This is a genomic window from Gordonia sp. NPDC003429 (assembly GCF_053588575.1).
Map to the genome: position 1 here is coordinate 49014 of NZ_JBSFQF010000016.1, position 12215 is coordinate 61228.

The 12215-nt window shown below is 67.7% G+C and carries 13 protein-coding genes; 8 read left to right on the forward strand and 5 right to left on the reverse strand.

From position 1 onward, the window contains the following. Positions 1–13 precede the first annotated feature (13 nt). Positions 14–679 carry a nitroreductase family protein gene (locus ACWDSI_RS16945; protein WP_449757254.1) on the forward strand — a complete coding sequence of 222 codons (666 nt, stop codon included), beginning with the start codon at positions 14–16 and terminating at the stop codon, positions 677–679. 1 nt (position 680) lies between these two features. Here the strand turns inward: ACWDSI_RS16945 and ACWDSI_RS16950 are convergent, their stop codons facing one another. Then, positions 681–2339 (reverse strand): MFS transporter, encoded by a 1659-nt coding sequence (locus tag ACWDSI_RS16950; RefSeq protein ID WP_449757255.1) that lies wholly within the window; start codon positions 2337–2339, stop codon positions 681–683. 129 nt (positions 2340–2468) lie between these two features. Here ACWDSI_RS16950 and ACWDSI_RS16955 point away from each other — a divergent pair, with 129 nt between their 5' ends. Continuing rightward, the gene (locus ACWDSI_RS16955; RefSeq protein WP_449757256.1) at positions 2469–2840 is read left to right on the forward strand and encodes a DUF427 domain-containing protein; all 372 of its coding nucleotides are present in this window, start codon (positions 2469–2471) and stop codon (positions 2838–2840) included. On the opposite strand, the gene ACWDSI_RS16960 is transcribed toward ACWDSI_RS16955, so the two are convergent. Continuing rightward, complete coding sequence (locus ACWDSI_RS16960; protein ID WP_449757257.1) at positions 2807–4600, reverse strand: glycoside hydrolase family 15 protein; 1794 nt, start codon at positions 4598–4600, stop codon at positions 2807–2809. The genes ACWDSI_RS16955 and ACWDSI_RS16960 overlap by 34 nt on opposite strands. Before the next feature lie 41 nt (positions 4601–4641). On the opposite strand from ACWDSI_RS16960, the gene ACWDSI_RS16965 reads away from it, so the two are divergent. Both ACWDSI_RS16965 and ACWDSI_RS16970 read left to right on the forward strand, forming a co-directional pair. Further along, complete coding sequence (locus ACWDSI_RS16965) at positions 4642–6009, forward strand: glucose-6-phosphate dehydrogenase (RefSeq protein ID WP_449757258.1); 1368 nt, start codon at positions 4642–4644, stop codon at positions 6007–6009. A 45-nt stretch (positions 6010–6054) separates the two neighbouring features. Then, the gene (locus ACWDSI_RS16970; protein WP_449748215.1) at positions 6055–6552 is read left to right on the forward strand and encodes an SRPBCC family protein; all 498 of its coding nucleotides are present in this window, start codon (positions 6055–6057) and stop codon (positions 6550–6552) included. Here ACWDSI_RS16970 and ACWDSI_RS16975 read toward each other — a convergent pair. After that, on the reverse strand, positions 6530–7075 hold the full coding sequence (locus ACWDSI_RS16975) for a hypothetical protein (RefSeq protein WP_449748214.1): 546 nt from the start codon (positions 7073–7075) through the stop codon (positions 6530–6532). The two genes, ACWDSI_RS16970 and ACWDSI_RS16975, sit on opposite strands and share 23 nt — an antisense overlap. A gap of 73 nt (positions 7076–7148) precedes the next feature. Here ACWDSI_RS16975 and ACWDSI_RS16980 point away from each other — a divergent pair, with 73 nt between their 5' ends. Beyond that, entirely contained in the window at positions 7149–8591 is a 1443-nt protein-coding gene (locus ACWDSI_RS16980) for a DHA2 family efflux MFS transporter permease subunit (RefSeq protein ID WP_449748213.1), read from the forward strand. A gap of 21 nt (positions 8592–8612) precedes the next feature. Here ACWDSI_RS16980 and ACWDSI_RS16985 read toward each other — a convergent pair whose 3' ends face one another. Continuing rightward, positions 8613–9110 (reverse strand): hypothetical protein, encoded by a 498-nt coding sequence (locus ACWDSI_RS16985; protein ID WP_449748212.1) that lies wholly within the window; start codon positions 9108–9110, stop codon positions 8613–8615. A 204-nt stretch (positions 9111–9314) separates the two neighbouring features. Here ACWDSI_RS16985 and ACWDSI_RS16990 point away from each other — a divergent pair, with 204 nt between their 5' ends. Together ACWDSI_RS16990 and ACWDSI_RS16995 are read left to right on the forward strand one after the other, a co-directional pair. Beyond that, entirely contained in the window at positions 9315–9761 is a 447-nt protein-coding gene (locus ACWDSI_RS16990; RefSeq protein ID WP_449748211.1) for a DUF1905 domain-containing protein, read from the forward strand. A 16-nt stretch (positions 9762–9777) separates the two neighbouring features. Continuing rightward, entirely contained in the window at positions 9778–10707 is a 930-nt protein-coding gene (locus tag ACWDSI_RS16995) for a DUF5995 family protein (protein ID WP_449757259.1), read from the forward strand. Here the strand turns inward: ACWDSI_RS16995 and ACWDSI_RS17000 are convergent. Further along, positions 10704–11390, reverse strand: coding sequence for a YoaK family protein (locus tag ACWDSI_RS17000; RefSeq protein WP_449748209.1), 687 nt, complete (start codon positions 11388–11390; stop codon positions 10704–10706). The genes ACWDSI_RS16995 and ACWDSI_RS17000 overlap by 4 nt on opposite strands. A gap of 92 nt (positions 11391–11482) precedes the next feature. On the opposite strand from ACWDSI_RS17000, the gene ACWDSI_RS17005 reads away from it, so the two are divergent. Continuing rightward, positions 11483–12130: a dihydrofolate reductase family protein gene (locus ACWDSI_RS17005; RefSeq protein WP_449748208.1), complete on the forward strand. Its 648-nt coding sequence runs from the start codon at positions 11483–11485 to the stop codon at positions 12128–12130. The last annotated feature ends 85 nt before the right edge of the window (positions 12131–12215 follow it).

The window sequence follows — 12215 nt, forward strand, 5'->3', positions numbered from 1 at the left end:
CTACAGTGCAGAGGTGGACATCGACGACGTGATGCGCACGACCTTCGCCGCCCGGCACTACACCGACGATCCGTTGCCCGATGACGTGCTCTTCGACATCCTCGACGCCGCGCGTTTCGCGCCGAGCGGGGGGAACCGGCAGGGGGCTCACGTGGTGGTGGTCCGCGACGACACACTCAAACGCGAGATCGCGGAGCTGAGCAAGCCCGGCGCGCGACGCTACCTGGCGCAGCGCGCCAGGGGTGAGAACCCGTGGAATCCGTTGTATCCCAGCATGATCACCGACGCCGACATCGATCAGGCCGCGGCGGGCGCGGACGCCTTCGTGGGGCCGCTGATCGCGGCGCCGGTGGTGCTGGTGGTCTCGGTGGACCTGGGCGTGGTGGCGGCCACCGATCAGGATCTCGATCGCATCGGCATCGTCGGGGGAGCGTCGGTCTATCCGCTGGTGTGGAACATCTTGTTGCAGGCGCGGGCGCACGGATACGGCGGCACCATCACCTCCATGGCCGCGGCGCAGGAGCCGGAGGTGCGCGCGCTGTTCGGTCTGCCGGACACCCACGCGGTGGCCGCGGTGCTGCCGCTCGGCAAGCCGGTCAAGCAGCTTCGCAAACTGACCCGGCAGCCTGTTGCCGGGTTCGTCACCCGCGAACGTTTCGACGGGCCGCGGTTCCCCTGACTCAGACCGCAGCGACCGGGCGTCGCGCCACCACCCACACCCGCGCCGCGCCGAGCAGGCCGAGCACCAGGAACACCGCGGTCACCCAGATCGACGCGCGGGTGGCGTCGGCAAAGCCCTGCGCGAGGGCGTCCACCACGTGCCCGGTCTCCACCGCACCCGGTCCGTGCGCGGATTCGCGCATCCCCTCGATGGCGGTGCCCGCGCTCTCACGAGTCGCCTGCGCCAACGAGTCCGCCTCGGGACCGTGGACCCCGGCGCCGGCGAGCGCCGACGGCACGGTGTGCGCGAGCGCCAGCGACAAGGCCGTCCCCGCGAACGCGGTTCCCAAGGCCGATCCGATCTGCCGCACGGTGCTCTGCGCGGCCGACCCCTCACCGGACTCGCTGGTCGGCACATCACGCAGGACGGTCCCGGTCAGCTGTGCCGACGCCAGACCCATGCCGAGTCCGTAGACGATCAGTGGCAGCGCGATCACCCAGCCGGGGGTGGTGGCCGTGATCACCAGTGCGATCACCACCGCTCCGACGAGTTCGAGGGCCAAGCCCACGAGAACCGTTCCGGGCGAGCCGATCGCGGCGGCGAGATGCCGCGCCATCGCACCGGAGAAGAACGCGCCGACCGCCATGGCCGCCAGAATCCAGCCCGCGGTCATCACGTCCAGACCCAGCGCGTTCACCAGGTACAGCGGCAAGACGAAGAGGATGGCGAACTCGCCGACCGCGACCGCTGCGGCGGTGAGGTTTCCCCACGAGAAGGTCTGCAGGTGAAAAAGGTTGACGTCGAGGATCGCCGAGCGGCGTTCGGCCAGACGTCGTCGCTCCCAGAACCAGAACGTCACCAGACTCACCGCCGAGATCACCAGCATCACCGGTACCACGGAGATCGGCCAGCTCGCTTTCCAGGTGAGCCCGAGAATGCGCAGGTCGGCCAGAGGCTTCCACCAGCCGAGGGTGGGGCCTTCGATGACCGCGAACACCAGTGAACCGAAGCCGATGGCGCTGAGCAGCGCGCCGTCGACGTCGTGACCGCTGCCGACGACCTCGCCGCGCGTCTCACGCATCACGAACAGCGCCGCGATCAGCAGGGCCACGCCGATGGGGATGTTCACCAGGAAGATCCACCGCCACGACGCGTACTGGGTGAGTGCGCCACCGGCCAGCGGGCCGACCGCTGCGGCGCCCGAGATCACCGCACCCCATACACCGAAGGCCGCCGCGCGGTACTTTCCGCGGAAGATCGCGTTCACCGTCGACAGCGTCGACGGCATGATGGCGGCGGCGCCGAGCGCCTGCACCGCCCGCGCGCAGATCAGAGATGTCGCATCCCACGCCGCCGAGGCGAAGATGCTGCCGGCCACGAAGATCACCAGACCCGTGACGAAGAGCAGACGCCGGCCCCACGCGTCGGCGAGGCGCCCGGTGACCAGCAGGATGGCTGCCAGGATCACCGCGTAGAGACTGTTCACCCACTGCGCGTCGGTCAGATCGAGGTGCAGATCGCCGATGATCACCGGCAGCGAGACACCGACGATGGTGCCGTCGAGAACGATCATGCCCAAGCCGAGCGACAGCACGACCAGCGCCCACCAGTCGCGCCGCGCCGGTGCGGCCCCGTCGCTGTCGTCCGCCTCGACGGCGGCATCCTCGTCGGTCGTCATGCTCCCAGTATCGGTTCTGCGCGGATCGAGTCACATCCGCCGAACTACCCGTGGCACAAATTGGCGTACGGTCGCGAAAGAGGTCTGGCCCGTCCGCGCCGGACTCGGCAACGAGAGCAGGAGCGCGTCATGGCCGACCGACCGGTACTCGAACCGACTCCCGATCATCCGATCACCGTGGAGTCTGCGGGTGTCCATCTGCGCGTACTCGTGGGCGACCACGTCGTCGCGGACACCGACGACGCTCTGGTGTTGCGCGAATCATCTTATCCGCCGGTCTATTACATTCCGCGGGCCGATGTGACCGACGGCGACCTCACCCCCAGCGCGCACACGACGTACTGCCCGTACAAGGGTGAGGCCGGCTACCACGGCCTGCGCACCGGTGACGGCGTGCGAGCCGACAAAGTGTGGTTCTACGACGCGCCGTATGCGGCGGTGAGTCCCATCGCCGGTCATGTCGCCTTCTACCCGGACTCCGTCGAGTTCTCGGTCACCTGACCGATCGCATTGGCGGCGCGGACGAATGCGAGATGCGACAGCGCCTGCGGCGTGTTGCCCACCTGCCGCACGGCCTCGGCGTCGTACTCCTCGGAGAACAGGCCCACGTCGTTGGCGGTTTCGAACGCTCGTGCCATGAGTTTCTGTGCGTCGGCCAGCCGTCCGCTGCGGGCGTACTGCTCGACCAGCCAAAAAGTGCACGCGAGAAACGGGTGCTCGGAACCGCCGAGTCCGTCCACCCCCGAATCGGTGCGATAGCGCAACACGAGGCCGCCGCGCATCAGGGTCTCCTCGATCCGGGCGACTGTCGCCAGCATGCGCGGGTCGTCGTAGTCGCAGAAGCCCACCTGCGGTAGTTGCAGGAGTGAGGCGTCCACCTCGTCAGTGCCCGGGTACTGCACGAACCGTCCGGTGGACGGATCGATCATCGTCTCTTCGATCTCGTCGCGGACGTTGTCGCGCAACTGTTTCCAGTGCTCCGCCGGACCCTCGAGGCCATACTGGGAGACCGCGTCCACGCCACGGTCGAACGCGGCCCACACCATCGCCCTTGAATGCGTGAATTTCCTTGGCTTACCGCGGATCTCCCAGATGCCATTGTCGGTTTTGTCGAGGTTCTCCTCCACCCGGTTGAGTAGTTCCCGCTGCAGCGACCACGACACCGCGTTCTCCGGCAGGCCTGCCGCACGGGCCGCGTGCAGCGCGGAGAGCACCTCACCGAGCGTGTCGGCCTGGAACTGCGACACCGCCCCATTGCCCACGCGCACCGGTGCGGAATCCTCGTAGCCGGGCAGATGCGACATTTCCCGCTCGGGCAGTTCGCGTTCCCCGGCGATGCCGTAGAGGATCTGTAGTTGTCGGGGGTCGCCGGCGATGGCCCGAAGCAACCACATCCGCCAGTGCTCGGCCACCTGGAGAAAGCCGTGCCGGACGAACACGTCGAGGGTCAGCGCCGCATCGCGCAACCACACGTAGCGGTAGTCCCAGTTGCGTTCTCCGCCGATCTGCTCCGGCAGCGAGGTGGTGGCCGCCGCGACGATGCCACCGGTGTCGAGATTGCTCAAGGCCCGCAACGTGATCAGTGACCGGACGACGTCATTGTGATACGGCCCGGAGTGGTCAATCCGTCCCGACCACTCCGTCCACCATGCGCGCGTTCCGTGCAGCGCCGCATCCACGTCGAGCGGGTCGGGCTCGCGGCGGTAGGAATGATGCCAGGTGAATACGATATCCACGGTCTCGCCGGGCACCACGGTCGCGGTGCCACGGTGGACGTGGTCGTCGGCATGCAACGCGATGCCGCGCAGCGCCACGGCGTCCGGACCGGCGAACGCACGAATCCCCGGGATCTCGGAGTCTCTGGTCTGCAGCACCCAGGGCACCACCCGCGCATAGTCGAAACGCATCCGGAGTTCGGTCTCGAACTCGACGGTGCCGCGCACCCCCACCATCCTGCGCACCAGGTCCACCCGCCCGCCGTCGACCGGCATGAATTCGTGAACCTCGGCGACCCCGGTCGAGGTCTCCCACCGCGTGACGAGGATGAGTGTGTCACCGTCGTAGCGGCGGGTGGCGCGCGCGTCCGGATCGGTCGGCGCCAACAGCCAACTCCCGTGCTCGGAGGTGCCGAGCAGGCTCGCGAACACCGATGGTCCGTCGAAGCGAGGTAAGCACAGCCAGTCGATGCTCCCGGTGCTGGAGATGAGCGCACCGGTCCGGCAGTCCCCGATGAGTGCGTAGTCTTCGATATAGGCGGCCATGAACCGATTCTGCCCGCTGCGGAGAGGTGGAGGGATTGATGATGACATCCGAGCAGTCGGCCACCAGCACCCTGATCATCTTCGGCGCCAACGGTGACCTGACGGCGCGGCTCCTGTTGCCCGCACTCGGACAGCTCCTCGACCTCGAACCGGACCGCTCGGTGGCCCTGATCGGCGTCGGTCGCCGCGACACCTCCGACGACGAGTGGCGTGACAAGGTGCGTGAGGCGTTCGGCGACGACATGTCGGAGACGGCGCAACGTGTTGCCGACGAGACCGTATACAAACGCGGCGATATCACCGATTCCGACGACCTGAGCGCGATACTCGCCGATGTCGAGGGCCGACCCGTGCTCTACTTCGCCGTGCCGCCGGCGATCGCCCAGGCGTCCTGTAAAGCGTTGCAGAAAGTGGACATTCCGGACGGAACGATTCTCGCGCCGGAGAAGCCGTTCGGCACCGACGAGCACAGCGCCCGCGACTTCAACGAACTGCTCACCGGGATGGTCCCGGAGAACCAGATCTATCGCGTCGACCATTTCCTCGGTCAGTCGGTGTTACTCGACCTGCTCGGCATGCGCCTGGCCAACCGGATCTTCGAACCGGTCTGGTCGGCCGAACATGTTGAATCGGTGATGATCCGCTACGACGAGAGCCTCGGACTCGAGGGCCGCGCCGGCTACTACGACGGCACGGGAGCGCTCGAGGACATGCTGCAGAGCCACCTCCTGCAACTGCTGGCGGTGGTCGCGATGGATCCGCCCGCCTCGCTGAACGAACGCGATCTGCGCGACGCCATCGGCGCCGCGCTCCGGGCCACCCGCGTGCGTGGCGACGATCCGGTGGCATCGTCGCGGCGGGCGCGCTACACCGCCGGGGAGATCGACGGAAAGCAGTTGCCCTCCTACGTCGACGAGGACGGGGTGGACGCCTCCCGCGACACCGAGACCCTCGCCGAGGCGACCTTCGAGGTGCACACCGAGCGATGGGAGGGGGTGCCGTTCACGCTGCGGTCGGGCAAGGCGCTCGACCCCGCCGAGAAGAACATCGAGATGACCTTCCGGCCGCTGCGGCATCTACCGGAACAATTCAGCGGTGTGGCGCCGAATGTGCTGCGCCTGAGCTTCGGTCCGGATGTGATGTCCGTCGAACTGAACGTGCACGAGGGCGCCAAACCCTTCGGTCTGAAAACGGTTGCGCTCGACGCGGATCTGGGAAACGGTTCGCTGCGCGCCTACGCCGAGGTGCTCTCGGGAATCCTCGACGCCGACGCCACCCTCGCCGTTCGCGGCGACGCAGCCGAACAGTGCTGGCGGATCGTGCAACCTGTCCTCGATGCGTGGCAGGCGAACAAGGTTCCACTCGAGGACTATGCGGCGGGCAGCGATGGCCCCGACGGTTGGAAGTGACGCGTTGCGGGAGCAGTTGGTGAGCCGCGCGCTACCCTCGACAAGGTGCCGCTGAAGATCCCGTCCACATTCCGTGACGTCGTCGCCGACGTCACCGTGCCCGTCCACGCGCCCCGCGACGAGGTCTTCGATTATCTCGTCGATCCGGCCAACCGACCTCGCTGGCAGTCAAGCCTGAAGGGCATCACGAAACTGGTGCCGCTCGGCGAGCGGCCGGGTGACGTCGGCACGTCGTGGGTCGACATCACCGTGGTGCCCGGTGTGAAGCCGGCGATGGAGGTCGTCAAGAACGAGCGTCCGCACCGCTGGGTGGAGACCGGCCAGTGGGCCTTTGTCGACGCCGCTCTGGTGCTGCGTGTCGAACCGGCGGCAGACGGGTCGACGTCGGTGAACGCACGTGCGGTGATCACCGTCCCGTTCGTCCTCGCGACGACGTTGCTCTTTCTCAAGATCATCGCGCCCCCGGCGCTGCGCGCGGATCTGCGCGGAGCCGCCGAGACCATCGTCGCCGACCGGGAGCTCAGGGCACGGCAATCGCCGTGAGGCCCGGTATCACGCTGATGGTGCGCGGTGGCGCTTTCCACTCTTCACGCAGCACGGTGACGGTCGCGACGATCGCGCCCGCCCCGGTTTGCGCGACGGCGGAGGTGGGCAGTGACGCCGGGTAGCCCGCGACGGCGAAACCGGGTAGCTGCCAGTGGCGTAGCTGCACGGTCCCGCGTTTCCCGGTCTGCAGGTTGAGCCACGAGACCGAGAGGTACCGGTAGGAGTACTGGTAGTGGTAGGGCGCGGGCCTGGGAACCGTGAACTCCACCGCGCTTGGTGGTGGCGGGTACTGCAGGGTGCGCGGTGCCGGCCGGGCCACGACGGTCACCGGTCGGAAGGATCCGCCGGGCACGCTCGCCGGTCCCACCTCCACCCCGCCGGTTGCGGGGATGGTGAATGTCACCACGTCGGCGCTCGGAGGTGCGGCGGTTGCGCTGGGCGTACCCGCCACCAGCGACCCGCCGGCCAGCAGTAGAACGGAAAAGGTGGCAGTTAGGACGGAGCGGACCAAAGTGGACATGGTCCGATCGCAACACGTGTGACCGGAAGCGGGCAACCCTGTGGACCAGAAGCGAACGTCGGATGGGCCGGGCGTGGCCGCGTCGTCTGCCGCCGGACGGTGGCTGATCGCCGCCGCTGTGCTCGGCTCGGGGGTGGCCTTTCTGGACAGCACCGTGGTCAACGTTGCGCTACCGACCATCTCCCGCGACCTCGACACCGGCCTGGCCGGACAGCAGTGGGTGGTCGACGGATACATGCTCACCCTGAGTGCGTTGTTGCTCACCGGCGGCGCGGCCGGCGACCGGTACGGGCGGCGGCGGATCTTCGTCGGTGGGCTCGCCGTGTTCGCCGTCGCGTCGGTGGCCTGCGGTGTCGCTCCCACCATCGAGTTGCTGATCGCCGCGCGACTGCTGCAGGGGGTGGCCGCGGCCGCGCTCGTCCCGGGCAGTCTCGCGCTGGTCAACGCGGGCATCGTCGAATCCGACCGCGGGCGCGCGGTGGGGCTGTGGGCGGGAATGTCGGGAGCCACCAGCGCACTCGGACCCTTCGTCGGCGGATGGCTGGTCGACGCGGCGTCGTGGCGGTGGGTGTTCTTCCTCAGCGTTCCGCTGGCGTTGGGCGCGATCTGGATCTCGATGCGGCATGTCGCCGAGTCCCGCGATGAGCAGGAGAGCGGACGGCCCGATGTGGCCGGTGCCGTGACGATGACCCTCGGACTCGCCGGGATCATCTACGCGTTGATCGAAGGTCCCGCGCGCGGCTGGACCGCGACGACGCTGGCCCCCCTGGTCGCCGGTGCGGTCTTTCTCGTCGTCTTCGTGATCGTCGAATCCCATACTCGCGCACCGCTCTTGCCGCTACGGCTGTTCCGGTCGCGCCAGTTCTCGGGCACCAACCTCACCACGTTCCTGGTGTACGCGGCACTCGGCGGTGCGCTGTTCCTGGTGGCGTTGCAACTGCAGCAGAGCATGGGCTACTCGGCGCTCGAAGCAGGCGCTGCGATGGTGCCGAGCACGGTGATCATGCTGTTCGGGTCGTCGCTGTCGGGGCGGCTGGCGCAGCGCACCGGCCCAAGGATGCCGATGACCGTGGGGCCGCTGATCGCCGCATGCGGGCTGGCGCTGATGGCGCGTATCGTGCCCGGCGCAAGCTATCTCGGCGCGGTGCTTCCGGCCGTCGTGCTCTTCGGCGTCGGCATGACGATCACCGTGGCACCGCTGACCGCCGCCGCCCTCGCCGCAGTCGACGACGCCCACGTCGGCGCCGCGTCTGGGGTGAACAACGCGGTGTCGAGGATCGCGGGTCTGTTGGCGGTGGCCACGTTGCCCGCGATCGCGGGAATCGATGCCGGCCCGGGACAGCCACTCGGCCCGGGATTCTCCACCGCCATGCTGGCCTCTGCGGTGGGGTGCGCGCTCGGCGGAGTCGTGGCAGCGTTCACCATCCGGTCGGGTGCCGGGTTCCGGCCGCAGGTCATGCCCGCGGTGAACGCGGCATGCCAGGACCGAGCGACGTTGCTGCGGTCCGAGCGATGAGTGCGGCCAGACGAACTCGCGTCAGATCACCGTGAATGGTTTACCGCCGCAGGATCCGTACTGGCGCAATCCCGACGACCCGAGGGCTGCGTTCCCTGTGTTGGTGACGTGCGCGGTCACACGGACCTGTCCGGCCCCGGTGACGACGTGCGAAACGTAGGCTGCCCCGCCTTCGCCGCCGACCGCCGTGGTGGCGGTGGCGGTTCCGGTCTTGTGGGTGGTCAGATTCTCCCAGTCGAAGCGGACCGTCTGGTCGTATCCGGGGAGCACGAGGACCGGACCGTTGACTGCCGTGAGGTCGACGTTTCCGGACACCGGCTTGTCCCGGTACGGGGTGATCGAGATGGGGTCGTAGCTCTGATTGATCTGGATGTATGCGCCGCCCGGATTCAGCGGGAAGATCGGATTGCCGGCGGCGGCTTTGCAGATCTGCGTCGGCTGCGTGGCTGCGTGCGCGGAACCGGCGGCAAGCGCGGTGACACCGGTTGCGGCTGCGGCGACAGCAGCAACCGTGGCCACGTGTCGGAGTCGAAGGGTGCGGGACGTGCGAAAAACGGACATGGTCTTCCTCTCGAAAACGGGGCGGGCGCCGACGCGGTACGTCGATCGACCGGTAGTTCGGAGTCGACGGCACGATCGTTAGTGCGGCGTAGTTTTTGGTCGTTCGGACAAATGACGTCTGAACAGCCTGCTCGGCGCCGGCTGCGGTGTCAGAATCGAGCGATGGGCGACGTTCTGCGACTGACCACCCGACTCGAGCCGCGCGGGCCTGCCGCCGCGGTGATCCTTACCGACGACGAGGTGGCATCACTCGGGGCAGGCAAGACGCCGCCGGTAGCGTTCACCATCGCCGGTACCACGGTGCAGGGTCGGATCGGCCGGATGGGTGGGGAAAATCTGCTCGGCTTCAACAAGGCCGTTCGAACTCAACTCGGTGTCGCGGCCGGAGACACCGTCGACATAGAGATCACGCTCGATGCCGGTCCGCGCGAGGTGGAGGTCCCGCCCGCGCTGGCCGAAGCGCTCGATGCCGACCCCGCCGCGAAGAAGGCGTTTGCTGCCCTCGCGCCGTCGCGCCGCAAGGAGATGGTGCGGTCGGTGGCCGACGCCAAGAAGGACGACACGCGTGCACGGCGCGTGGCGGCGGCGCTGGCGCAGTTGGCCCACTGATCGGGTGGGTGCCGCGATGCCTGCGATGCAATCCCGCTGCATTCGACGGCTCTGCGGGAGCGTTGTCGGACTCGTCGTCGCTCTCGGTTGTGCGTCGGTCATCGTCGTCGCGCCCGCAGACGCCTCGACCGATCCGGCTCGCGGGGGTTGCGGCCATCCGCTGTCGCCGGCGGAAGTGGCCGAGGTGGCGCGCCTCTCGGCGCCGCCTGCGGCACCTGCCGGCGAGCCGCCGCTGACCACCCTCCGGCATCATGTGGCGCGCCTCGATGCGATCGCCGCGATCCTGGTGCGCAACCACGATCGCCGCGGTCTGTTCACGGTGGGACTCGCCGCCACCGAACGCGACGCCGTACTTCCGCTGGAGGCCAGCGGCACGCTGAACCGCCCAAGCTGGGCGCAGACGCTGAGCATTCTGCTCCTCGACCGCTATCTCGCGGCGCTGCACGCCGAATTCACCGGCGCCGCGGTGCCCGCACACTGGCAGCGGTACTTCTCGTTGGCAGCCGATTGTGCTGCCTCGCAATTACTTACGGCGGCCACCGGGTACAACGCACACATCACCGTCGACCTCGCGTACGCGGTGGCCGACTCGCGGGCGACGCGAGCCGACGCCGCGGATTTCTATCGGATCGTCGATGCCATCGCCGCCCATGCCGATTCCATCGTTTCCGCGACGAAGAAGTACTACGGCGTCGACCTGGGCCCCACCTTCCGCTTCTACTTTCTGGGCGAGGGACTCGATCGCCTCGTCGGCGCCGGTCGCGCCACCGGACCCATGCTGCGTGCCGCCGATGTGGGATACAACGTGCTCACCTTCGAGAACGGCCTGGCGTTGCAGAATCCGGCGACGAAACCGGCCGCGGTGTCGGCGATCAACGCGCTGTGGGCCACCGGCGACTCCGCGCTGGTGGCGGCCGATGAACTCGGTGTGCTGGGCTGGACTTAGTCGGGGGATGCGATCACCGATGGACGTCGTGTCTGGGCGACGTAGACGGCGACGCTCGCCGCCTCCAGCACGACGGCCCCCCACAGCGCCGGACCGACATGCTCAGAGATGAACGCACCACACAGGGCGCCAACCAGAAACGCGGCGACAACGAACGCCGTGAATGCCGCGGCGCGCAACCGGGCCGACGACCGATCGCGGGCCAGATCGCCCAGCGCCTGCACAAAACGCATCAGATTTCCCGTGGTCGCGATGCTGACAAACGAGATTCCACCCGCCGACCGGAACAGTTCGAGGCGGATTCCGCCGACAAACGACAACGGGATCACGAACAGCCACGCCGGCGCGTTGGTGGACAGGAATGCCAGGATCGCGAAGACCGCGAGTTGGAACGCCAGCGCCGCACCGACGATGTGACGCGGCAGGGCGGGCGAGTACGTGCGGATCAGCTGCGCGACGACGAGTCCGGCGAGGTAGGCGAGTAGCGGCCATACGTATCGGACCCAGTCACCGTCCTTGACGAGCCCGACCGCGAGGAAGATGACGTTGCCGGTCTGCGCGAAACCGAACACCTGGTGGCGTAGGAAGAGAAATGCGTCGATGTACCCAGCGACCGCGGTCATCAGCGTCGCGCTGACGATGCCGATCGCTCCGGGCGTCGCAGTGGCTGAGGTACCGGTCACCGGGAAAGGATACGTCGCGATGAGTTTTGTCTCCGTCCGAAGTCGGTACCCGATGTGACAGAACCCGCACAGACAACAGAGAGGATGAATGGATGACGCAGCTACTGAAGGTCCAGAACTTCGCAGTGTCGAGCGACGGCTTCGGCGCCGGGGAGGGTCAGACTCTCGAGCGGCCGTTCGGGCACGCCAACCCGGCAGCACTGATGTCCTGGGCCGGGGCCACGGCGAGCTGGCCCAATCGCACCGATGCCGGCGGCAGCCGTGGCCTCGACGACTTCTTCACCCGCGACTTCAGCCACAACATCGGCGCAGAGATCATGGGTCGCAACAAGTTCGGCCCGCAGCGCGGTGAGTGGGAGAACTACGACTGGCAGGGCTGGTGGGGCGACGAGCCCCCGTTCCACACCCCGGTATTCGTGATGACCCACTACCCGCGCCCGTCATTCACACTCTCGGACACCACGTTCCACTTTGTCGACGGCGATCCGGCAACAGTCCTCGAGAAGGCACGGGAGGCGGCCGACGGCAAAGATGTCCGGCTCGGCGGCGGTGCGACGGTGGTGCGAGAGTTCCTCGACGCCGGCCTGATCGACACATTGCACGTCGCGGTGTCGCCCGACGTCGAACTCGGATCGGGGACACGTTTGTGGACCTCGCCGGACGAACTCTTCGATCGGTACCACTGTGACATCGTGCCCAGTCCCAGCGGTGTGGTCCATCACTTGTTCTGGCGGAAGTGAATTCGCGAGTCAACTCGTGCCTGTGGAATCGTGCATCCGTTTGTCGGCACCCTCACGTACTATGGGAACATACATTCGAACAGTA